19 protein-coding genes and 1 pseudogene are annotated in these 22158 nt (G+C 51.1%); 5 read left to right on the forward strand and 15 right to left on the reverse strand.

Features of this window, described 5'->3' with window-relative positions; translation table 11 throughout:
- Positions 1 to 61: 61 nt before the first annotated feature.
- Positions 62 to 955 carry a putrescine utilization regulator PtrR gene (ptrR, locus tag BM191_RS09530; protein ID WP_092877522.1) on the reverse strand — a complete coding sequence of 298 codons (894 nt, stop codon included), beginning with the start codon at positions 953 to 955 and terminating at the stop codon, positions 62 to 64.
- 461 nt (positions 956 to 1416) lie between these two features.
- Between ptrR and folE the strand changes: the two genes are divergently transcribed.
- The gene (gene folE / locus BM191_RS09535; RefSeq protein WP_092877524.1) at positions 1417 to 2082 is read left to right on the forward strand and encodes a GTP cyclohydrolase I FolE; all 666 of its coding nucleotides are present in this window, start codon (positions 1417 to 1419) and stop codon (positions 2080 to 2082) included.
- Positions 2083 to 2114: 32 nt separating this feature from the next.
- Positions 2115 to 3263 (forward strand): DUF418 domain-containing protein YeiB, encoded by a 1149-nt coding sequence (gene yeiB, locus BM191_RS09540; protein WP_092877526.1) that lies wholly within the window; start codon positions 2115 to 2117, stop codon positions 3261 to 3263.
- A 772-nt stretch (positions 3264 to 4035) separates the two neighbouring features.
- Here yeiB and BM191_RS09545 read toward each other — a convergent pair.
- The 8 genes from BM191_RS09545 to metG form a co-directional block, all read right to left on the reverse strand.
- Positions 4036 to 4797, reverse strand: a complete 762-nt coding sequence (locus BM191_RS09545; RefSeq protein ID WP_092877528.1) for a phytanoyl-CoA dioxygenase family protein — start codon at positions 4795 to 4797, stop codon at positions 4036 to 4038.
- Positions 4798 to 4810: 13 nt separating this feature from the next.
- Positions 4811 to 5680: an NAD(P)-dependent oxidoreductase gene (locus BM191_RS09550; protein ID WP_092877530.1), complete on the reverse strand. Its 870-nt coding sequence runs from the start codon at positions 5678 to 5680 to the stop codon at positions 4811 to 4813.
- A gap of 219 nt (positions 5681 to 5899) precedes the next feature.
- Positions 5900 to 6595 (reverse strand): outer membrane permeability protein SanA, encoded by a 696-nt coding sequence (sanA, locus tag BM191_RS09555; RefSeq protein ID WP_092877532.1) that lies wholly within the window; start codon positions 6593 to 6595, stop codon positions 5900 to 5902.
- Between the two features lie 134 nt (positions 6596 to 6729).
- Positions 6730 to 8427: an NAD-dependent malic enzyme gene (locus tag BM191_RS09560; RefSeq protein ID WP_092877534.1), complete on the reverse strand. Its 1698-nt coding sequence runs from the start codon at positions 8425 to 8427 to the stop codon at positions 6730 to 6732.
- Between the two features lie 125 nt (positions 8428 to 8552).
- On the reverse strand, positions 8553 to 9443 hold the full coding sequence (cdd, locus tag BM191_RS09565; RefSeq protein ID WP_092877536.1) for a cytidine deaminase: 891 nt from the start codon (positions 9441 to 9443) through the stop codon (positions 8553 to 8555).
- Positions 9444 to 9572: 129 nt separating this feature from the next.
- Positions 9573 to 10262 carry a CidB/LrgB family autolysis modulator gene (locus tag BM191_RS09570; RefSeq protein WP_092877539.1) on the reverse strand — a complete coding sequence of 230 codons (690 nt, stop codon included), beginning with the start codon at positions 10260 to 10262 and terminating at the stop codon, positions 9573 to 9575.
- Complete coding sequence (locus BM191_RS09575) at positions 10255 to 10641, reverse strand: CidA/LrgA family protein (protein WP_230479569.1); 387 nt, start codon at positions 10639 to 10641, stop codon at positions 10255 to 10257. Before BM191_RS09575 ends, BM191_RS09570 begins: the two co-directional genes overlap by 8 nt.
- A gap of 122 nt (positions 10642 to 10763) precedes the next feature.
- A complete protein-coding gene (gene metG / locus BM191_RS09580) occupies positions 10764 to 12797 on the reverse strand; it encodes a methionine--tRNA ligase (RefSeq protein ID WP_092877544.1) in 2034 nt (677 codons plus the stop codon).
- A gap of 199 nt (positions 12798 to 12996) precedes the next feature.
- Here metG and apbC point away from each other — a divergent pair, with 199 nt between their 5' ends.
- Positions 12997 to 14109: an iron-sulfur cluster carrier protein ApbC gene (gene apbC / locus BM191_RS09585; protein ID WP_092877546.1), complete on the forward strand. Its 1113-nt coding sequence runs from the start codon at positions 12997 to 12999 to the stop codon at positions 14107 to 14109.
- Between the two features lie 17 nt (positions 14110 to 14126).
- Here apbC and BM191_RS09590 read toward each other — a convergent pair whose 3' ends face one another.
- Entirely contained in the window at positions 14127 to 14549 is a 423-nt protein-coding gene (locus BM191_RS09590) for a GNAT family N-acetyltransferase (RefSeq protein ID WP_092877548.1), read from the reverse strand.
- Between the two features lie 658 nt (positions 14550 to 15207).
- Between BM191_RS09590 and BM191_RS09595 the strand changes: the two genes are divergently transcribed.
- Both BM191_RS09595 and BM191_RS09600 read left to right on the forward strand, forming a co-directional pair.
- Positions 15208 to 15615 carry a hypothetical protein gene (locus tag BM191_RS09595; RefSeq protein ID WP_092877550.1) on the forward strand — a complete coding sequence of 136 codons (408 nt, stop codon included), beginning with the start codon at positions 15208 to 15210 and terminating at the stop codon, positions 15613 to 15615.
- Between the two features lie 175 nt (positions 15616 to 15790).
- Positions 15791 to 15997, forward strand: a pseudogene (locus BM191_RS09600) (class I fructose-bisphosphate aldolase); the annotation flags it as partial.
- 108 nt (positions 15998 to 16105) lie between these two features.
- Here BM191_RS09600 and BM191_RS09605 read toward each other — a convergent pair.
- From BM191_RS09605 to manD, 5 genes are all read right to left on the reverse strand, one after another.
- The gene (locus tag BM191_RS09605; RefSeq protein ID WP_092877552.1) at positions 16106 to 16792 is read right to left on the reverse strand and encodes a GntR family transcriptional regulator; all 687 of its coding nucleotides are present in this window, start codon (positions 16790 to 16792) and stop codon (positions 16106 to 16108) included.
- A 95-nt stretch (positions 16793 to 16887) separates the two neighbouring features.
- Positions 16888 to 18351: a mannitol dehydrogenase family protein gene (locus BM191_RS09610; protein WP_092877554.1), complete on the reverse strand. Its 1464-nt coding sequence runs from the start codon at positions 18349 to 18351 to the stop codon at positions 16888 to 16890.
- A gap of 52 nt (positions 18352 to 18403) precedes the next feature.
- Complete coding sequence (locus BM191_RS09615) at positions 18404 to 19687, reverse strand: MFS transporter (RefSeq protein ID WP_092877556.1); 1284 nt, start codon at positions 19685 to 19687, stop codon at positions 18404 to 18406.
- A 90-nt stretch (positions 19688 to 19777) separates the two neighbouring features.
- Complete coding sequence (locus BM191_RS09620; protein ID WP_092877558.1) at positions 19778 to 20785, reverse strand: Zn-dependent oxidoreductase; 1008 nt, start codon at positions 20783 to 20785, stop codon at positions 19778 to 19780.
- 16 nt (positions 20786 to 20801) lie between these two features.
- Positions 20802 to 22016, reverse strand: a complete 1215-nt coding sequence (gene manD, locus BM191_RS09625) for a D-mannonate dehydratase ManD (RefSeq protein ID WP_092877560.1) — start codon at positions 22014 to 22016, stop codon at positions 20802 to 20804.
- Positions 22017 to 22158: the final 142 nt, after the last annotated feature.

Below are 22158 nucleotides of genomic sequence, written 5' to 3' on the forward strand. Positions count from 1 at the left end.
TCTGTTCTCCAGTTTGCATTTTTTCGGTGGTCAGTGGTGACGATAAGTTAACCGGATCCGTTCAGGTCTCGTTAATTTCATCACATTTCTGCTGTCCAAAAAGCGTAATAATTAAGTATTTGAGTGCGTTCACATTGGGAGTAAAAGCCTCACTGCGCCAGATAAGCCAGGTCTGAGCATGGCTCATCTCATCGGGAAGGGGGTGCGTTTTTACCCTCTCGTGGCCGGATAATTGCTGTAGTACGCTGGTAGGAATAATTGCCAGCCCGGCTCCGCTGGCGACGATGGCCAACAGGGCATGGTAGGAATGGATTTCATTTATCGTGCCAGGTTGAACATCGGCACTTTCATACCAGTTTACTAGCTGTTTGCGGTAAGAACAGCCTTGGCGAAAGCAAAATAGCCTCTGATTTGCGGCTCCACCCGGGCTTGTGATATCAGGGAAATCCGCGCAGGAGATGAGCACTAACTCCTCATTGAAGGCCACACAGCGATGCAGCTCATCATCGCTGATCGGATTATGGACCAGCGCCGCTGCCAGGGTGCCCATTCGCACTTGCTCGGTGATTTCTTCGGCGGTGCCGATCCTCAGAGACAGATTTACCTGCGGATGACGCTGATGATAGGTGGCAAGCAATGCGGGGAGTTGGCTGGCAGCGGTGCTCTCCATCGCGCCAAGGGGAAACTGACCGGCAGGATCGCCACTGTGAGCCATATTTAGCGCTTCATTGCTTAACGCCAGGATGCGCCGGGCGTAGTTGAGAAAATTGTAGCCGACCGGCGATAACCTGATACGCTGTTTTTCCCGAATAAACAGGTCTGCGCCGAGTTCCTGCTCCAGTTGACGCAGGCGCGTCGTCAAGTTTGACGGCACGCGATGCAGCACTTCCGCTGCACGTGCCAACGAGCCAGTCTCTGCTACGGTGCAGAACATACGCAGTTGAATCAGATCCATTTATTCTTTAATTGTAACTAAGTTTACTGTTACTGTTCATTTTTAGTGAGCATATCGCTAACGGCTAATGACCGCAAGCCTGACAGGGCAAACAACAGAACGTCCTGAAATAGCCAGACTGGAGAGTGGATAGGGTCAGTGGTGGGAACGCAGCGCGCGCAATGATCTGAGCCGGGAACCGCCTCAAGGGGGGTATGGAAAAGGGGACTTTTAACGTGAATCTCCAAACGCGCCAACAGCTCGCGCCAATATCGTTTTATTCACTTTGATATAGGCTGGACGATGGTATTGATGGTGGTGATTTTTTTTCCCGTAGCCTGAACGCCAGAATAGCAAATGAAACCATTTCACGGGGCTGTACTCGGTTTCACTGGATCGCAATCGTGATGTGCTCCAGAATAGCCGGTCAGAATGTATGCCGGAATTTTTCCGGCCTTGGTCCCTGCTGGAGAAAACCCTTTATGCCGACGTTGAGTCAGGAAGCCAGGCTTGTTCATGATGCTCTGGTAACCCGTGGTCTGGAAACCCCATTGCGCAAGCCGGTTCACCAACTGGATGATAATAAGCGTAAAGCGCTGATCGCGGGCCACATGACGGAAATAATGCAGCTGCTAAATCTTGATCTCGACGATGACAGCCTGGCTGAAACGCCACATCGCATTGCTAAAATGTACGTTAACGAAGTCTTTTCCGGTCTGGACTATGCCAACTTTCCCAAAATTACCCTGATTGAAAATAAGATGAACGTTGATGAAATGGTTACCGTGCGTGATATCACGCTGACCAGCACCTGCGAACATCATTTCGTTATTATTGATGGCAAAGCCACAGTGGCTTATATCCCGAAAGATAAAGTGATTGGCCTGTCGAAAATAAACCGAATTGTGCAATTTTTTGCCCAACGTCCACAGGTGCAAGAGCGTCTGACTCAACAAATTCTGGTCGCTATGCAGACACTGCTTGGCACTAACAATGTTGCGGTGTTAATCGATGCGGTACATTACTGTGTTAAAGCTCGCGGTATCCGTGATGCGAACAGCGCAACGACCACGACGTCACTGGGAGGTCTGTTCAAATCGAGCCAGAATACCCGTCAGGAGTTTCTGCGCGCAGTTCGTCATCGCTAAGCAAATCTCATCTTGGCTCTGAAAGGATCACCATGCAACGCAATATGGCTCTCGACTTTATCCGTGGTTGCGCGGTATTGGGGATTCTGCTGCTTAATATTGTCTCATTTGGCCTGCCGCGGGCGGCTTATCTTAATCCGGCCTGGGCTGGCAGCGTATCCTTTGGCGATGCCTTAATCTGGGCACTGATGGATCTGCTGGCACAGCTCAAGTTTCTCTCACTTTTCGCGCTGCTGTTTGGTGCCGGCCTGGTGATGCTGCTGCCGCGCGGTAAGTCCTGGATTCAGGCACGCCTGACACTATTGATCATGCTGGGATTTATCCACGGGGTCTTTTTCTGGCAGGGAGATATTCTGCTCGATTACGGCCTGATGGGGCTGATCAGTTGGCGTATGATCCGGGATGCCCATTCGACCGGCATGCTGCTACGTACTGGCATTCTCCTCTACCTTACCGGCAGCTTGATGTTGCTGCTGTTTGGTTTTATCAGCCACCCAATCCCCGGTGATGGCTGGCTGCCCGGCGCTGCGGATGTTGAGTATGAAAAGTTCTGGCATTTGCATGGAGGTATGCTCGCAATCGATAGCCGACTCAACGCGTTAGGCGATGGTCTGCTTGCGCTTGGCGCGCAGTACGGCTGGCAGCTTGCCGGTTTAATGCTCACAGGCGCTGCGCTGATGCGCAGCGGTTGGCTGCAAGGTAAATTCAGCCCAGCGCATTACCGCTGGATCGCCTGGATATTTATCGTTGCGGGCGCGCTGGTTGACCTCCTCGGCATTACTCTGCAATGGCGCACCGGCTGGGATTTCCGCTGGTCCGCCTTTTTTTTGCAGATCCCACTTGAACTGAGTGCGCCGGTTCAGGCGATAGGCTATGCGGCGCTGGTGCTAGCTTGCTGGCCGCGCTGGTCGCATTATCGCCTTGTACAGCTAATATCTCAGGTAGGCCGCATGGCACTCAGTAACTATCTGCTGCAAACCCTGATTTGCACGACGTTATTCGATACCTTTGGCCTGTTTATGACGCTGAATCGTGTGCAGTTATTGTGTGTGGTACCGATCATATGGATGGTTAACCTGCTGTTTTCCCATTTTTGGCTGCGACGTTTTCATCAGGGGCCGATGGAAAGTTTGTGGCGAAAACTGACACGGCGCACCGCAGGCTCGATGTCGGCAGATTAATCACTTGCATCATCAGGCGTAACGCAACCTGTAATGGCTTTCACCCTGGTGATGTCTTCGACCCGGTTGAGTTTAAACAGTGGACACCTAAATCAATGGATTTTCTCATTAGGTGAAGCCATGTTTTCCATCTGAAATTGATCAAAAGTCTGGAGTAATCAACCCTCTGTAATGTCGGGTCGCCACCTGTCTGATTTGGCTCCCGATCATACCTTCGAGGTTTCGCGTCTTGCGGTTAAATTTCCCCGAACAATAGGTGAGCTAGTGATTTATCACCGAGTCGTCGCCTAAGTTCCACAAAAGAAATGCTAACACCGGCAGGTCCTTAAGATTACGTCCGGGTCATACATACTGAGCGACTCTTTCCAGGGATGGTCGGCCGGTATCGGTATACGGGGCGTTAAAGTGGCGCTTTCACAGGGGTTAGTCGCGGATGGTGTTCAGACCCGGCCTCAACCGATCGTAACTTTAGAGCACAAGTCCGATAACGTCTCGTCTTGATATTCTCACCATGACTTTGTTGTTGGTAAAAATTCAGTATCAGACGTCATGCTTAACATCGTGAAAATCACGCGTGGAGCAAAGGCAGCACCACTGGATCTCATCGACGGTGAAGAGTCCGCGCGGAATGCACGCGGAGCAGCATATCAGGCTGAGCGTTGGACACCAGGATTTTCAACGTAGCGCGGGCGAGTCAGGTAAAAAAACTCGCGTATGCCCGTCCTGTTAATCAGTTGTTCTTTTTTAAAAAATTAGAACCGGATGATTATTTTTACCTAGTCGCCATGAAAAGTGGTCTGGGTGTGTTTATTTCTGGTAGTTTATTTTTAACATCATTAAAGCTCAAAAACACCACTCTTCTGGAGTAGGGAGTTAAGTTTAAACCGGAGGCGTGTAATGTGGAAGAGTGAAATATTATTATGGCCCCTTTTTCTGCCTTGGCACTGAAGATACCTTTTCTCTTCACGATGTCTTCAATAAATTCTTTTTTGAGTTCATACTTTAATTTTGCAGAGGTTGTTTGTCGCCAATCTCTTGCTTCGCCTTCATAATTATTGATGATATTTTTATCATCAATGGGTTCAATGTGAGAGCCGGGAACAAAAAACATTGGAGCGTTAAATTCAGTTATATCATCGAGCGCTATCGCTACACTAAGGGCATTATTATTAAGCATGCCGTCCTCTTTATTCCAGAAATAGAAATCAGAATGCCACGGCCATACATCTCCTCCTAAAGGGCTTTTGAAATTAATTTTATACTGATGTATATACACATCGGAGTCTAGTAACACTCTGATATCATCTATGATTCCTTTTTTGGGAAGTTGTTCGAATTTTTTATCAATTAGATGTGGACCATTAACGCTTCTGAGCGTGATTCCATCATTTTCATAAACATAAGAATCATGCTTCTTCTCACTGAGCCTACTAATCATAGAGTCAATTTCAATTAATTCTTCATGATTGAAATATTTGCTGATGATTAAAAAACCATTTTTTTTAAAAAAACTCAGTTGCTGATCAGTTATCATGGATATTCTCTCTTTATTTCAAAATTCCACTATGTTTGAAAGAGCATAATGAAATTGCTGATTCGTCAAGATCCTCGTTACCAGAAGCGATGGATTCAATGAATCTGTCTTTGACAAGATATGCGACGGGCATAGTGGTATAAGAGGCTTCGGCTGCGGAACATATTAGATTGATATCTTTCAATCCTAGCCTGATTCTGAATCCTGGGGGAGTGAAACTTCTGTTTTTTATTAAGTTGAAATATAAATGGTACGCAGGGCAGTCGAAAACATCAGAAAGCATAATTTCAGAGAATAAATTTTCAGAGATGTTATTTTTGATTGCCAGACTTGTAGCTTCACTAATACTTTCGATTGCCGAGTTGAGAAGGAAATTACCGGCTAACTTACAAATTAGCCCGGAATTATGATGTTCACCACAGAACCAGACTTTTTTAGAAAAAACCTTATAAATCTCTTTTAAGTCGTTGAAAGTTTCGATTTTTCCGCCATAATATACATCCAGCAGTCCCTTTTCTGCCATGTCCATCCTTCCCATCACAGGAGAGGAAATATATTTTTCACCGTTAGAAAAGAAATTTGTTAGCTCGTCATTAAGTTTCACAGAAATAGTAGAAAGGTTAATCCAAATAACATTTTTTTTCAGATGTTCTGTGTTGTATGCAAGATCACGGCATGCATCATCGTCAGGAAGAATACTGATGATTGCATCATAAACTACACCAGTGTCCTCGTCTTTGGATTGGCACTGTATAATATCTTTATTCAGCAAGTTGAAATTTTTCTTATTAATATCCCAGGCGTGAAGAGTATGGCCCGCATCAGCGAGCCTGTTTACTATTTTTAAGCCCATATTTCCAATACCCCAGAAGAGGATATTCATAGAAACTCCACAGTAAATTAAAAGCTTAGAACTAATACTAGTGTAAGGTGGAAAATAAGCAAATTCATTCTGTGAACTTAGTGAGTATTACTGCCTGAATCTTTATTTATCCGGTGAAAATTATTAATTAGATCTTTGATATGAGGACATTCACTTCAATCAATATTAGTTTTTCTCAGGCTGTTAAGATTCTTGATGATACTCAACCAATGCCCTGTTTTACGGAAGTTGCTCCGGCGTGACTGCCGGGTATGCTTGTGCGTTTTCGGGAACCTGGTGGATGGCTGGGATAGGGATCATTGGACCGAGAAAACGCGGCTGACGCTTCATGATATAAAGATCGACCAGTGCGCCCAGCCTGGCTCCCACCTCGCGTAGTCGAATATTGAGCATATTTTTTGGCGATGGGACGGCGTAACACTGTGCCTGTATCCCCTTAGCTAAGGCAATAAACAGTGCGCGCTCACAGTGAAAGCGTTGCGTAATAATAATAAAGTCATTGGTATCAAACACCTTACGGGTGCGGACGATCGAATCCAGGGTACGAAAACCGGCATAGTCGAGCACGATATCCGCCGGATCAACGCCGGCGGCTATCAAATCTCGCCGCATCGTCATCGGCTCGTTGTAACTTTGCAGCGCATTGTCGCCGCTCAGCAGCAGATAGTTCACTTTGCCGCTGTTATACGCGTTGAGAGCGCCCTGTATACGATAGAGGTAATATTGGTTGATAACGCCGGTACGATAATATTTTGCCGTACCCAATACCACGCCGACCTGACGGTGCGGCAGTGATTGCAGATCTTCATAGACGTAAGGCGCAGTGCGCCAGCTCACCCAGCGATCTAAAAAAATCGCCGTCAGCAGAACTAAGGCTATAAAGCAGATTAATCCATAAATCAGGCGTTTCAGCATGCGTTCCGGTGCTCGGTGATAAAAATCAGGCCATTCAGGCTACTTTAGCACGCCCTGTGTAGCAAGCCACAACGCACCTTCTGGCGGCTTCTACCCTAAAACTCCGGGTACCCCTGTACCCGGACAAACGACGGTCAGATAGACGTTCGACGATACGAACGATACTGTGGCAGCCAGAAGTTGTCGGCGATGGCACGAGACAGTACATCCTCCGACGTCACTACCGCGACGCCAGCCAGTTGTGCAGCTTTGCCGACGGCCATCGCGATAAGTTTTGATACGCCCTGGATGTCTTTTACTTCAGGCAGCACCGGGCCGCTGCCATCATTAACCAATGGCGAACAGTCAGCCAGCGTCCGGCTGGCGGCCATAAGCATGCTGTCAGTAACACGGCTAGCGCGTGAAGCAATCGCGCCAAGACCGATACCGGGGAAAATATAAGAGTTATTGCATTGGGCAATCGGATAATATTTATCCTTCCAGAGAACCGGAGCAAAAGGGCTACCGGTAGCAACCAGCGCGGCACCATCGGTCCAGGAAATGATATCCTGCGGCGTTGCCTCAACCCGCGACGTGGGATTCGACAGCGGCATCACAATAGGATGCGGACAGTTTTTATGCATTTCACGAATAATTTCTTCGGTAAAGAGTCCTGGCTGGCCGGAGACGCCAATCAAAATATCCGGTTTAACATTGCGTACTACATCCATCAGAGAAAGGGCATCACTTTGCGTATCCCAGTGAGCGAGTGTCTGTTTGTTCTGAGCTAGTTTACTCTGAAAGTTGAGCAGGTTGGGCTGGTTGGTCGTTAGCAGGCCGTAACGGTCGACCATGTAAACCCGTGCGCGCGCTTCTTCATCACTCAGACCTTCTGACTTCATCTGTGCGATGATCGACTCAGCAATACCGCAGCCGGCTGAACCGCCGCCCAGAAAAACCACTTTTTGCTCACTCAGCTGGCTTCCGGCTGCGCGGCTGGCAGCAATCAGGCAGCCCAGCGTGACTGCCGCGGTTCCCTGAATATCATCATTAAAGCAGCATATTTCATCGCGGTAGCGCTCAAGCAGCGGCATTGCGTTTTTCTGGGCGAAATCTTCAAACTGCAACAGAACATGCGGCCAGCGACTTTTTACGGCCTGAATAAATTCATCCACGAAACGATCATACTCTTCGCCGGTAATACGGGGATGGCGCCAGCCCATATAGAGCGGGTCATTAAGCAGTTGTGGATTATTCGTGCCGACATCCAGCACAACCGGCAGGGTATACGCCGGGCTGATACCGCCACAAGCGGTATAGAGTGATAATTTACCAATCGGTATACCCATACCACCAATGCCCTGATCGCCGAGGCCCAGAATGCGTTCACCATCGGTTACCACAATCACTTTTACATTCTGTTTGGTGGCGTTTTGCAGCATATCTTCAATGCTGGCACGATTAGGGTAGGAGATGAACAAACCGCGCGCCCGGCGATAGATTTCCGAGAAGTGCTCACAGGCGGCGCCCACTGTTGGCGTATAGATAATCGGCATCATCTCTTCGAGGTGATTATCCAGCAGGCGATAAAACAGGGTCTCGTTGGTATCCTGAATATTACGCAGATAAACGTGCTTATCGTTATCGTTTTTAAACTCCAGAAATTGGCGCCATGCCCGTTCAGCTTGTTCTTCGATGGTTTCGACCGTTTCCGGTAACAGGCCGTTAAGATTGAAATCGTTACGCTCTTCAACCGAGAAGGCGCTGCCTTTATTGAGCAGCGGAAACTCCAGCAGGATAGGGCCAGCGTAGGATATATAAAGCGGGCGTTTACTTTCGTATTCGAGTTCCATAGGGTGTTAACTCTTCTGTTCTGTGAAAGTTGCGAATCCCAATCCTAAGAAAAATCAGGCGGAAGTACAGCTTTTGTTAACCAGCGCTAACAAAAGCAAATAAAAAAAATCATGAAGGTTAAAAATCAATCATTGTTCGGGTGAATGACGCTGAGATGCTGGCAGCCCAGAGCATCAAGTGTGGCGTTAGTCGCCGGGTACTGACATATCACCGCGTCGCTTTTTTCCACGAGGACGGCTGTTTTAATTTCGAGCGGCGATTCACCCGCCATATTAAGCATGATCAAAGCGGCCTGAAGCGGCGGTAAGCTGGGATTAAACGCGGCGTTTTCCGCATAGCTGCCGCAGAACCGGCGTCCGCTTCTGGTTTCCAGAGCAACACCACTCCAGGCCTGCGTATAGGGCGCATGGCTGCGATTGGCGGCGCGAAGCGCCAGCTGCGTAAGTTCATCGCCCTTAGCCTTCAACCGATGATCGTTTGGGTCCATCAGCAGGCTGATGATATTAAGATCGCGAGGGCCGAAGGCGTCCGGTAGATAGCTGCCGAGGGTGGACGGCTGGCGACCGGGCAGATGAATCCCCAGCCCGGCTCCGCTGTTTAGCTCATTCATGAACTGCCGACAGTGTCCGCAGGGCGTGTAATTCACGGTGATATCCAGCAGTGACGTTTCGCCGCCCATCCAGGCATGGGTCACCGCGCTTTGCTCGGCATGTACCGTTTGCTGCATTGTTGCGCCGCTAAATTCCATGTTGGCACCGAACCAGAATCGTCCGCTGGCACCACGAGCGATGGCCCCAACGTTAAATGTTGACAGCGGGGTCCACGCACAGGCTGCCGCCAGCGGAAGCAGCGCGAAGGCCAGCTGTTGCTGGTCCATCTGTGTTGTCGCACACAGCATGGTGATATGTTCAGCAGAAAAGCTGGCGGAAAAGTCAGCGGCACAAAGCAAAGGCGTAATGGCTAAACGTAAGCTGTCCGGCAGAGACGCCAGTGCGTGGTTAAAACGTGTGTGCATGGTGGTAAACCTCTCTCACCGGATGGGCGCTCGATTCTAACGGCGATGCACAGGGTTATATGTGACCTTAATCACTTAACCGGTGCAATGTCTGAAACGAAAAGGATTTTTGTGCGATATAGCGCAAATTTAAAGCACGCGCATCAGCAGCGGAAAAATAAAGGGTGCCAGCAGCGAGGTAATAATGCCGCAGAAAACCAATGCCAGAGAGCTGAATGCGCCTTCCTGAAAATCAATCTCCATACAGCGAGCCGTGCCAAGGGCATGGGAAGCATTGCCGATCGCCAGACCACGGGCAGCTTTGCTTTTAATGCGTAGAATATTGAGGATCGAATGACCCAATAACGCGCCAAGTACGCCTGCTAATAACACGCATATCGCGCTAATGGCCGGAATGCCCCCGAGGTTACCGGACACCGCCATCGCGATTGGCGTGGTGACCGACTTTGGCAAAATAGTGGCAGCAATCTCTTTTGACGCCCCCATCCATAAAGCGATGGCCGTGCCGCTAACCATCGCGGTCATTGAGCCGATAAAACAGACGCAAATTATCGACTTCCAGCGAGCGCGAATCTCATGTATTTGCTCATAAAGCGGTAGCGCCAGCGCAACCACCGAAGGTTGCAGCAGATGATTGAGGATTGCACTGCCCTGAAAATAGCGGGTGTAGGGTATATGAGTCAGGATCAGCAGCGGGATTATCACGGCGACAGCAATCAACAGCGGGTTAAACAGCGGCATTTTTAATCGCGCAGCCAGCCGACGGGCGCAGAGGAAAACTGCGATGGTTAAAGGCAGGGACCACCAGATATCACTCATGGCCCCTCTCCTCCAGAGACGTTTTCTCCCCGCGCTGCAAACGATGGGCGCAAAGTCCGACGGTTGTCAGTACGATTAACGTGCTGACCAGGCAGGCGATGACAATTGGTCCAAATTGCGTTTGCAACAGGTTGGTATAGTTCATCACCCCGACGCTGACCGGGACAAACAGCAGAGCCATGTAGCGAATGAGTATATGACAGCCGGGTTTAACCCAGTCCAGTGGCAAAATTTGTGTCACCAACAGCGTAAATAGCATCAGCATGCCGATTATACTGCCCGGAATAGCGACGGGCAGTAGCATGGCAATACCCTCGCCCGCATAGAGGCAAAGATAAATGATCAGAAATGCACGCAGACAGCACCCGAGTTGTTTCATACTACGACCTGTTTTCATCGTTATTTCTGCGAATACAGACGCCAGGGCTGCCTGAACTGAATCGCCCTTGACGATCAGAGTATAAGGGGCGGCAGATACCGCCCCTGAGGGTTTAACTATACCTATTTAACCTGCATACCCGGTTGGGCGCCGCTATCCGGGCTGAGCAGGAAAATATCTTTTCCTCCGGGGCCTGCTGCCATTACCATTCCCTGTGAGACGCCGAAGCGCATTTTACGCGGTGCCAGGTTGGCGACCATTATCGTCAGGCGACCTACCAGCAGCGATGGATCGGGGTAGGCCGCGCGAATACCGGAAAAAATCTGCCGGGTTTCGCCACCTAAATCCAGCTGCAAACGCAAGAGTTTATCGGAGCCTTCAACGAACTCTGCCTGCTGGATAAGAGCAATGCGCATATCAACTTTGGCGAAGTCATCGAAGCTAATCGTTTCCTGAAGTGGATCATCGGCCAGCGGACCGGTCAAAGCCGGTTTTGCTGCCGCGGCGGCCTCTTCCTTAGAAGCATCAACCATCGCGTTTACCCGATCCATCTCAATCCGGCTGTAAAGCGCTTTAAAAGGCGCAATCGTATGATTGAGTAGCGGCTGGGCAATGCTATCCCAGCTCAGTTCGGTTTGGAGGAAAGCTTCCGCACGTTCGGTCAGTGAAGGCAATACCGGCTTCAGCCAGCTCATTAACACCCTGAACAAGTTGATCCCCATAGTACAGATAGCCTGCAGATCGGCATCGCGCCCCTCTTGCTTCGCTACCACCCAGGGTGCCTGCTCGTCAACATAGCGGTTAGCCTGATCGGCCAGCGCCATAATTTCGCGCACGGCACGGCTGAATTCGCGCGCGTTCCACGCATCACCAATGCTCTGCGTGGCGTCGGTGAAAGTTTTATACAGCGCCGGATCGGCGAGATGGTCCGAGAGCTGACCGTTGAAACGCTTATTGATGAAGCCCGCATTACGCGACGCCAGATTGACGACTTTATTGACGATGTCAGCATTGACGCGCTGCGCGAAGTCCTCAAGATTAAGATCTATGTCGTCAATGCGTGAAGATAGCTTGGCCGCGTAGTAATAGCGCAGGCTATCAGCATCAAGATGATTGAGCCATGTGCTGGCCTTTATAAAGGTGCCACGCGATTTAGACATCTTGGCACCATTGACCGTAACGTAGCCGTGTACGAACAGATTATCCGGCTTGCGAAAGCCGCTACCTTCCAGCATTGCCGGCCAGAACAGGCTATGGAAATAGACAATGTCTTTGCCGATAAAGTGGTAAAGCTCGGTGGTGGCGTCTTTTTTCCAGAACGCATCAAAGTCGATGTTGCCGCGCTTATCACACAAGTTTTTAAACGATCCCATATAGCCAATCGGCGCGTCCAGCCACACGTAAAAATATTTGCCGGGTGCATCGGGGATTTCGAAGCCGAAATAGGGCGCATCACGGGAGATATCCCACTGTTGCAGTCCTGATTCAAACCATTCCTGCATTTTATTCGCAACCTGTTCCTGTAGTGCACCGGATCGGGTCCAGGTTTTGAGCATTTCGCTAAAGGCTGGCAGGTCAAAGAAAAAATGTTCTGAATCGCGCATGACCGGCGTGGCACCGGAAACGACCGATTTAGGTTCAATAAGCTCCGTTGGGCTGTAGGTTGCCCCACAGACTTCGCAGTTATCGCCGTATTGATCGGCGGCCTTGCATTTAGGGCAGGTACCTTTTACGAAACGGTCAGGCAAAAACATGCCTTTCTCGGGATCGTAGAGCTGAGAAATGATACGGTTTTTGATAAAGCCATTGTCTTTCAGGCGGCGATAGATCAGCGTTGACAGCTCCCGGTTCTCCTCGCCATGCGTGGAGTGATAGTTGTCATAGCTGATATTAAAGCCAGCGAAATCCTTTTGATGCTCCTGACTCATTTCGGCGATCATCTGCTCCGGAGGGATACCTAACTGCTGAGCTTTCAGCATAATGGGCGTGCCGTGAGCATCGTCCGCGCAGATGAAATACACCTGATGGCCGCGCATTCGCTGGTAACGCACCCATATATCTGCCTGGATATGCTCGAGCATGTGGCCGAGATGTATCGAGCCATTAGCGTATGGCAGGGCGCACGTTACCATTATTTTCTTCGCGACTTGAGTCATAGTGAGACTTGCTATTCCTGAATGAAAAAAAGGGGTCTTGATGTTACCTGAAAGCGCGGCCCGGCGTAAACAGAACCCGAATAGGATGCTGATTGTTGTTGGAAATTTTACAAGGACTCTGCGTGATATACCCACATCTGATATGCTTAGCGCTATCTATCCTGTTGCAGGTATGTTGAGAAAAATGTGAGGAGTCGGGATGCGTTCACAATCCCTTGGTCAGCAATCACCGGAAGCGCTGCGGGCGCTGGTCGTGGGTACGCTGGCCGCGTTTGAACATTCAACGCTTGAACAAAATTTAACCACTCTGAAAGCGCTACACCACTGTGCACTCATTGACGAGACCTTGCACCTGGAGCTTGTTATGCCTTTTGCCTGGCAGCAAGGATTTGAGCAATTACAGGAGCAGATAAGTGGCGAGCTATTGCGGCTGACGGGGGCGCAGGCGATCAGCTGGAAGCTACGCCACCAGATAGCCACGTTAAAACGCGTTAAAAACCTGTCGGGTATCAACGGCGTTAAAAATATTATTGCCGTCAGCTCGGGTAAAGGTGGCGTGGGTAAATCCAGTACGGCAGTGAACCTTGCTCTGGCACTGGCGGCGGAAGGGGCCAGAGTGGGTATTCTGGATGCGGATATCTACGGGCCTTCTGTTCCCTCAATGCTTGGGTCCGAGGGTGAAAGGCCCGGCTCCCCGGATGGAACCCACATGGCACCGATTATGGCGCATGGTCTGGCGACCAATTCGATTGGCTATCTGGTCAACGACGACAACGCGATGGTGTGGCGTGGTCCGATGGCCAGTAAAGCGCTGCTCCAGCTGTTAAATGAAACCTTATGGCCGGATGTTGATTATCTGGTGCTGGATATGCCCCCCGGTACGGGTGATATCCAATTAACGTTGGCGCAAAACGTTCCGGTAACGGCCGCGCTGGTGGTAACGACACCGCAGGACATCGCCTTGCTTGATGCGCGCAAAGGGATCGTGATGTTCAACAAGGTTGATGTTCCGGTGCTGGGCATCGTTGAAAATATGAGCATTCATATTTGCAGCCAGTGTGGCCATCAGGAGCCCATTTTCGGTAGTGGCGGCGCGGAGGATCTGGTCGTGCATTATCATACCCCGTTGCTGGGGCAGTTACCGCTGCACATCACCCTGCGTGAGGATCTGGACTATGGCCAGCCAACGGTGATCCGGCGTCCCGACAGCGAGCTAACCACATTGTATCGCCAGCTGGCTGGTCGGGTGGCGGCGCAGCTGTACTGGCGCGGTGAGGTGATCCCGGATGGCATTGCTTTCAGGGCGATTTAACGGCACGACAAGCAGGTTTATTTCCTGAGATGCATCAGCTCGTAGCTTCCCAGCTCGCTTTCTCCGGAAGAGACCCGATGCCAGCCGCGCTGTAAATAAAACGCCAGCGCGGCAGTATTGGCTGACAGGCATTTTAACGCGCCAATAGAGGTAAATGTGGTTTCAACTTCATCCAGAAGCGCGCTGCCAATGCCGCGACGTTGCCAGCCCGGCGCGATATACAGGCTATGCAAAAAATTATCATTTACGCTTACTGCGGCAAAACCAACCCGGTATCCTTGTTCAATGGCAACCCATACGCGCTCGCCGATGATAATCTGATCAAAGTCCTCCAGTTGCCAGGCGCTGGCATTTAGCCAGTGCCAGTTTGCCTTACGTGAGGCCAGATACAGCGTGCGCAGAAAGGGGCGGTCCTCCTCGATATAACGGCGAATTTCCATCGTGCGGCTCCCTTTCTGTATGAGTATAGGGTGATTCAACAGTGAGTAAGCTGTAATCCCCGACGCTGAAGCGCGTGATAAATCTGCTAATAACCAGCAGCATGGCTTAGATAACGATTTATTAACATAGCAGATTTTCTCATGCTGTAACCTGGCGGTTGACGGTGCTGAGTGGCGGGGGAAATAAAAGTGCTGATTGATGATATCGCGGCGCGTATCGCCCTAACGGGCAGTATATTGCCTTAGGGGGTACACCACGCGCTCATGATAATGCTCCGCTGCCAAATTAATGGCGCAATAAGTAACGCACTATTTGCGTATTTCTGCCCGGAGGGCTCCGGGCAAAAAACGACCAGCGCGTGCTTATTAGTCTCTTCCGGTAGGTTCTATTTTATCATCGAGGTCTGAGCACTGCATTTTACAAAAAAAGGAGTGCTTATCGGCTTAGCAGTAGCTGAGCCGATAAGCGCTTAAAAGCAGTGAACTTAATGTTCTTTCAGTTCAAAGACCTGAGCGCTTTGTGGCCTTTTACAGCGGCGGCACTGGTTGTAGAGGCGAAAATTTTTTTCCGCCTGCATCCGGATACAGTTGCGCGCCGTGTCTAACCTACGTTCCAGTTGGCGATTATGTTGTTCCAGCTGCTTGATTCTTAATCGTAATGCGCGACAGCGTAATAAAAGTGGCAGCACCTTCAATCTCCCGAAGTATTGCAGCAAAAAGACAGGATAAAAGCGGCGATATTAAGCGCTGTTTTAGCGTTGCGACGTTTGATGAGGATCAACCAAATGTCAGCAACCCGCTGTCTGCGGGTAAAAAGCGGGTACCCTGGCGGGGTTTATTCCGCTGCGGCGGCGGCGGCGTAATCAATGCTAAGGAGCGGGGAGTTAAAATACCCACGCTGGGCAGAGCGCAACGTATGGCCGCACTGCTTCTACCCGTAGGGAAAGGCCTTAACCTTAACGCCCGATTTACCAATGGCTGTCGGAAAAATAATGTCAGCAATCTGCCTGCCTGCGCGATTTGCGTGCAGTATGTGAAAGGTTCGCAATCGCCGCGCTGCGGCTGATTACATCTCAACAGGCGCTAACATGACGGACATCTTAAAGTTATTAGGTAAAGATGCTGGTCCACTTTTGCAAAACGTTACATGACTATTCCAGCGGACAATCTCTGTTAGAGAGATTTTAAGCCTGATGCGCCGGGAAAAGTACGTTAAGAACTTAACTATAAACGCCTTATAAAAGACGGGAATCGATTCTCACGTAACAGGACAGGCCAATCACCTGGCAGCCACAATAGGCGCGGATAGTGTTATGCAGAAAATGGCAGAGAATAACGGTGGCTATAAAGCGGGCTATCCGCAGCCTAACGGTTACATGAGGCGAGCCGGCCTGATCAACGTCGGCGGAGCCGCGGGCGGAGTTTTTGATCTTGCCGATGCGATGCGTTGATTAACGAAGTAAGGGATGTCCATCTGGCGAAACACCAAGCGCTTGCCTGAACAGAGGGTGAGTTATCTGCCGGGGCGGTGTTCTATTATCGCCACTCGCATGTTGTCAGAACGCTTCAAACCAGCTGGCGTTGTGCTCGGCGATAGGGGTAATAGAGAAGATAATCTCCTGCAAATGTTTCTGCATAGCGCATGCGGCAGCGTTTGCGTCACGCTGAATTAGCCCCTGATAAATCTTCTCATGTTGCTGGATGAGACTTTCAGGCGGAGAGACTTCGCTAAGGGTAAGATAACGCACCCGATCCATCGTGGCTTTGATGTTCTCCACCGTTTCCCAGGCCAGTGCACAGCCGATACTTTGCGCAATCAGACGGTGAAACTCGTCGTCCAGAAGTAAAAAGCGCTGACTGTCAAGACGTGAAGCCGCCAGCCGTTGCAGATCGAGGTTATGCGCCATCTCGCTTAAGGTCTGCGGCGATGCTTCAAGGGCGGCACGGCGCACAACGGCGGTTTCAACGGCTTCACGGATAAATCGGCCATCGGCGACCTGCCTGGCTGAAATTTTGCGCACGAAGGTACCGCGCTGCGGCAGGATCTGCACCAGTCCCGCCTCTGCCAGCTTGATAAAGGCTTCACGCACTGGCTGGCGTGAAACGCTGAAGCGGGTAGAGATCTCTTTTTCTGATAGCAGTGAGCCGGGATGAATTGCGCAGGTTACGATATCCTGACGCAGGAAGCGGTAAATTTGCTGATTTACCGGCTCGCAGGCGGTGATGTTATAAGCAATTGACATGGACAAGTTCCGTTCAGCGGCAGCGGGGTCGCGCCCAGTCTAAACAGCCAGCTGACGGAGCGCCAGCCCTTTCAGCTACAAGTGAGACAGGCTGATTAATCGCGTTTAACTAATTGTTGTACCGTTGCTTTTGCGCCCTGGCGCAATAATTGTTGATAAAATGTGTTTACGCGTTCAGTAAACACGGCGCTGTGCCGCAAGTCGTCAGCAAATACCTCCTGCAAGCTAAGCAGAGCGCTAACGCGCGCTGAACCCTGCCCTGATGATGCCACGCACTGTGCAAGACGCTCTTTCAGCGGGTCGCGGATTTCAATGTTTCCACCCTGTTCGTTGAGGCCGCCAACGTAGCGCATCCAGCCGGCGACGCCCAGTGCCAGCAGGTCGAAGCGGCTGCCATTTCGCAGATGCCAGCGAATACTTTCCAGCCAGCGCTGTGGAAGTTTTTGTGTACCGTCGATAGCTATCTGGGCCGTACGATGACGGATCGCGCAGTTTTCATAGCGGGCGATGAGCGAATCAGCATAGGCGACCAGATCGACACCCCGGATGCTGAGAGTGGGTGCCTGCTCCGCAAGCATGAGCTGGCGGGCGGCTTGGCGAAAATGTTCGTCGGCCATACAATCGCTGATATATTCATAGCCAGCGAGATTACCGAGATAGGCGAGGAAGGAGTGGCTGCCGTTAAGCATACGCAACTTCATTTCCTCGAATGGCACCACGTCGTTTACCAGCTGTGCGCCCGCTTTCTCCCAACTGGGACGACCACTAACAAAATTATCTTCAATCACCCACTGAAAGAAAGGTTCACAGGCGACCGCTACCGGATCGTCGCAGCCCAGTTTTTCCCGCAGCAGACGGTGGGTTTCCTCGGTCATTGCCGGAACAATACGATCCACCATCGTGGAAGGAAAGGCGATTTCGCTTACGATCCAATCGGCCAGCGCGGGGTCCTGCTGGCGAGCTAATTCGCTAACCACCTGGCGTGTAACCTTCCCGTTTTCCGGCATATTATCGCAGGACATGACGCTAAAAGGGGGCAGCTTACGCTGACGCCGCCGGCGGATTGCGGCCAGGATGATGCCGGGCACTGAGCGGGGCGTATCCGGGTAAGCCAGGTCGTGAATAATATCCGGATGATCGAGGTTCAACCGTGCGCTGGCTGGATGATGGCAATACCCTTTCTCTGTCATGGTCAGTGAGACGATAGCGACTTCAGGCTGGCTGAGGGCTTCAATGACGGCATTCATGCCTGCCGATTTCGCGTGAATGCCCTGTTTGACGACCCCGATTACGCGTAGTGTGATCGCATCGCCAGACATCTCAGCCACGCTATACAGACCCTGCTGCGCATTCAGGGCGTTAATCAACTCGCCGCTGTTGAGATTGATTTCACAATAACCCCAGTTACTGTTATGGTCGCGTGCCAGGGTATCGCTGCATAGCGCCTGATGGGCGCGATGGAAGGCACCGAAACCGATGTGCACCATACGGGTTTGCAATTGGCGTCGATCATATCCCGGCGTAGCTACGCCGGTTTTCAATGAGGAGAGGGTGAGCATAGAACGTCCTTATAAACATAACCGGGTGCACGTGCCGTGCACCCGGTAGATTTCAGATGGAAACGGTGTTATCTGCAACTTTGGGACTTTTAATCACAAACAGCACCAACAGCGCCCCCAGCGCGGCTACGCCCCCTGCCAGCACGAAAGCACTATCGAAATGACCGGTACGCTGCACGATAAAGCCGGTAACGATCGGTCCGATAATGCCGGAGATGCTGCCCACCAGATGGATAAATCCGCTAACGCCGCCAATCCGCGATTTATGCACTATATCCTGAATAATCGCCCAGTAAATAGCGCCGGTGATGTAGAGAAAGAAGATCGATACAGACATCAGTGCAACCGCCGGGATTACGCCCTGTACGCTGCCGGCAAGCGCAACGCAAATGGCTGCCGCTATCAACGATACGACCAGTACGATTTTGCGCGACATCAGTAGCTTTCCGGTAATGTTGAAAATTTTATCGGAAATCCAGCCGCCCAGTGCCAGCCCAACGAAACCGACTATCCACGGAATGACGGTTGTCATACTCATGGATTTGATATCAAGATGATGCGCCTGAACCAGATACGCCGGGAACCAGCTGAGGAAGAAAAACAGGATATAGTTATAACAAAAAAATGCAAAGGCAGTGACCATGATAACTGGCTGACGCAGATAATAGCCAAGTCCATGCTTTGACTGTGTCAGCTCATCTTCCGGGGTGTGCTGTTCATTTTTAAGTTTTTCAATCAGCTCGCGCTCCTGCTTGCGAACAAGGCGGCTTTTCGTCGGGTTATCGGCGGCAATAAAAAACCAGATAATCATCCAGACGATGCCAATGCTACAAATGATGATGAACGCCAGGCGCCAGCCGAATGACAGCGCCAGCCAGCCGATTATCGGTCCAGCTACCGCGCCGCCCAACGGTGATCCGGCGCTAAGAAAACCCATCGCGGTTGCCGCCTGCTTTTTAGGAAACCATCCGTTAATAGCTTTGTTAGCTGAAGCACAAATAGGTCCTTCCGCCATGCCGAACAGCACGCGCAGGATAAGCATAGACCAGAATCCGGTGGCAATCGCCGTCAGGCCGCAGAATAGCGACCACAGGCCAACCGCAGCGCCGAGGACAAGGGTTGGGCCAAACCGGTCGGTGGCCAGACCACCGATAAAATTAAACAGGGCATAGCCAAAAAAGAAGCTGCCGAAAATCATGCCAAATTGCTCGGCATTAAGCAGTAGATCCTTCTCAATCATTGGTACGGTTAGCGAAAGCGCTACGCGATCAAGATAGTTAATCATATAGACGAGGAACAGCAGCAACACGATTGTCCAGCGCAGATTCTTAAACATAATCACTCCATCATTATATTTATAGCTATAAGGGGAGGCAGGGGAGGGCTATCACAGCCCCCCAGCAACTGCACTCTGCTGGTCTGGTGACTAAATCTCCAGAATCACTTTGCAGCAGGCGCGTGGGTCTTTTTCAAACAGGGTCATCGCCCGTTCGATTTCATTCAGCGGTATGTAGTGGGTTATCAGCTTATGCGGTGCAATTTTCCCCTCGGCCATCCAGCGGATCACGTGAGGGAAACGATGACTGTTGAGTCTTGAGGTGAAAACTGAAAGCTCTTTGCTGGTCAGGCTTTGCTGAGTGATAGTGCAGGGCGCCCCAGAAAATCCAAGCAGGCCAATCCGTCCGGCGGGGGAGGCCAGCGCCGCGGCTTCGGCGAAAATGTCCGGATGGCAAGCCGCATCAATAATCAGCGTGGGTTGCACGCCGTTGAGCTGTGTTGCCAGCGGCGTCTCAGTGTTGTTCAGCGCTAAATCGGCACCGTTATCACGGGCCATTTGCAGGCGCTCGTCGATGCGGTCGGCCACGATGACCCGCTCAACGCCGTACACGCCTTTAAGCACCTGAATCGCTGTTAACCCCATAGGACCTGCGCCAAAGACCAGCGCGATATCCTGTGGCTGCGGCTGGAGAAAGGCGCAGATATTGGCAGCGATGGTAAATGGCTCAACCAGGCTTGCAACCCGATCTTCAATGCTATCGGGTAGCGCCCAGGCGTTGGCGTCAGGCACTAGCGCAAATTCGCTGAAGCCGCCGTCACGGTGAACGCCAATAACCTGTAGCTCACTGCAGACGTTTGGCCGGCCAATCGAGCAGGGGTAGCAGTGGCCACAGCTCACTACCGGGTCAACGACAACGCGCGTGTCGAGACGGGCAGGATCAACGCCCGCACCGACAGCATCGATAATCCCGAAAAACTCGTGGCCAATAACGCGAGGATATCTGGCAAAGGGGTTATGCCCGTGCCAGATATGTACATCTGAGCCACAGATACTGGCGTATTTTACTTTTACCCGGACTTCTCCGGGGTCTGGTTGCGGTACGTTACGCTGTGCAATGTTCAACTGCCCGGGTTGTTCAATGACGACACTTTTCATATTCATTCCTTATGCTTTACCAGTTCCATAGCGTGCCGTCTTCCAGCCGGGCTACCGGCAGGTAAGCTGGCTCATAGGGATATTTCGCCGCGAGCTTTTCGTCAAACTCAATGCCGAGGCCTGGGGCGTCTCCCGGGTGCATATAACCGTTTTCAAAACGCCAGTTGGTTTTAAATACTTCCAGCATCTGCCCGGAGTAACCCATATATTCCTGTACGCCAAAATTGGGCACCCACAGATCGAAATGTAGCGCTGCCGCGTGGCAGATGGGGGAGAGGTCGGAAGGGCCGTGCGACCCGGTGCGCACCTGATACAGTGAGGCGAAATCAGCAATACGTCGCATTCCGGTGATGCCGCCTGCGTGGGTGATGGTGGTACGGATATAATCGATCAGCTGTTCTTCAATTAGCTGCTTGCAGTCCCAGATGCTATTAAATACTTCACCGACGGCGATCGGCGTAACGGTATGCTGACGGATAAGACGAAAGCAGGCCTGATTTTCTGCGGGCGTCGGATCTTCCATCCAGAAGAGACGATAGGGCTCAACGCTTTTACCGAAACGCGCCGCTTCAATCGGCGTCAGGCGATGATGCATGTCATGCAGCAGATGCTCGTTAAAGCCAAATCTCTCGCGCACGGTCTCGAACAGCTGCGGCATGAAGTCGAGGTATTTTTCAGTCGACCAGATCTGCTCCTCGGGCCAGTTGCCTTTGGTTGCTGGCTCATAGGCTAACCCTTTACCTTTCGCCATGCCATAGGTGGTTTTCATTCCGGGAATGCCGCACTGCACGCGAATAGCTTTAAAGCCCATCTCTTTATGCCTGGCATAATCATCCAGTACCTCATCGATACTGTGACCGGTGGTGTGGCAATAGACCATGACACCAGCGCGAGAAGCGCCGCCCAACAGCTGATATAACGGCATACCGGCTGCCTTACCTTTTATGTCCCACAGAGCCATATCAACGGCGGAGATGGCTGACATGGTTACTGGCCCACGCCGCCAGTAAGCGCCTTTATAGAAATACTGCCAGATGTCCTCAATCTGGTGAGCGTTACGGCCGATCAGCTGTGGGCAGATATGATCTTTCAGGTAAGAGGCGACGGGCAGCTCACGCCCATTAAGCGTGGCATCGCCAATACCTGTCACCCCTTCATCGGTGGTGATTTTCAGCGTGACAAAGTTACGTCCCGGGCAGGTAACGAACACCTCAGCATTGACAATTTTCATTCAAAGTTCCCTTTCGTCGTAAGCGATGGGCGGAATGTAATCCTTGTATAACTACCATACAAGTTAGCAGGCTATAATATCGGATCGCGATCACAAACCCCTGATGGGATTGTCTCGATTATGGGGTCTCACGCGCGGAAGA

The organism is Izhakiella capsodis (genome assembly GCF_900115045.1).
Lineage (GTDB): Bacteria > Pseudomonadota > Gammaproteobacteria > Enterobacterales > Enterobacteriaceae > Izhakiella > Izhakiella capsodis.

Excerpts from the sequence above, each read along its gene's own strand:
- ptrR (WP_092877522.1), bottom strand. The coding sequence starts at position 955 with ATGGATCTGATTCAACTGCGTATGTTCTGCACCGTAGCAGAGACTGGC.
- folE (WP_092877524.1), top strand. The coding sequence starts at position 1,417 with ATGCCGACGTTGAGTCAGGAAGCCAGGCTTGTTCATGATGCTCTGGTA.
- yeiB (WP_092877526.1), top strand. The coding sequence starts at position 2,115 with ATGCAACGCAATATGGCTCTCGACTTTATCCGTGGTTGCGCGGTATTG.
- BM191_RS09545 (WP_092877528.1), bottom strand. The coding sequence starts at position 4,797 with ATGATAACTGATCAGCAACTGAGTTTTTTTAAAAAAAATGGTTTTTTA.
- BM191_RS09550 (WP_092877530.1), bottom strand. The coding sequence starts at position 5,680 with ATGAATATCCTCTTCTGGGGTATTGGAAATATGGGCTTAAAAATAGTA.
- sanA (WP_092877532.1), bottom strand. The coding sequence starts at position 6,595 with ATGCTGAAACGCCTGATTTATGGATTAATCTGCTTTATAGCCTTAGTT.
- BM191_RS09560 (WP_092877534.1), bottom strand. The coding sequence starts at position 8,427 with ATGGAACTCGAATACGAAAGTAAACGCCCGCTTTATATATCCTACGCT.
- cdd (WP_092877536.1), bottom strand. The coding sequence starts at position 9,443 with ATGCACACACGTTTTAACCACGCACTGGCGTCTCTGCCGGACAGCTTA.
- BM191_RS09570 (WP_092877539.1), bottom strand. The coding sequence starts at position 10,262 with ATGAGTGATATCTGGTGGTCCCTGCCTTTAACCATCGCAGTTTTCCTC.
- BM191_RS09575 (WP_230479569.1), bottom strand. The coding sequence starts at position 10,641 with ATGAAACAACTCGGGTGCTGTCTGCGTGCATTTCTGATCATTTATCTT.
- metG (WP_092877544.1), bottom strand. The coding sequence starts at position 12,797 with ATGACTCAAGTCGCGAAGAAAATAATGGTAACGTGCGCCCTGCCATAC.
- apbC (WP_092877546.1), top strand. The coding sequence starts at position 12,997 with ATGCGTTCACAATCCCTTGGTCAGCAATCACCGGAAGCGCTGCGGGCG.
- BM191_RS09590 (WP_092877548.1), bottom strand. The coding sequence starts at position 14,549 with ATGGAAATTCGCCGTTATATCGAGGAGGACCGCCCCTTTCTGCGCACG.
- BM191_RS09595 (WP_092877550.1), top strand. The coding sequence starts at position 15,208 with ATGCGCGACAGCGTAATAAAAGTGGCAGCACCTTCAATCTCCCGAAGT.
- BM191_RS09605 (WP_092877552.1), bottom strand. The coding sequence starts at position 16,792 with ATGTCAATTGCTTATAACATCACCGCCTGCGAGCCGGTAAATCAGCAA.
- BM191_RS09610 (WP_092877554.1), bottom strand. The coding sequence starts at position 18,351 with ATGCTCACCCTCTCCTCATTGAAAACCGGCGTAGCTACGCCGGGATAT.
- BM191_RS09615 (WP_092877556.1), bottom strand. The coding sequence starts at position 19,687 with ATGTTTAAGAATCTGCGCTGGACAATCGTGTTGCTGCTGTTCCTCGTC.
- BM191_RS09620 (WP_092877558.1), bottom strand. The coding sequence starts at position 20,785 with ATGAAAAGTGTCGTCATTGAACAACCCGGGCAGTTGAACATTGCACAG.
- manD (WP_092877560.1), bottom strand. The coding sequence starts at position 22,016 with ATGAAAATTGTCAATGCTGAGGTGTTCGTTACCTGCCCGGGACGTAAC.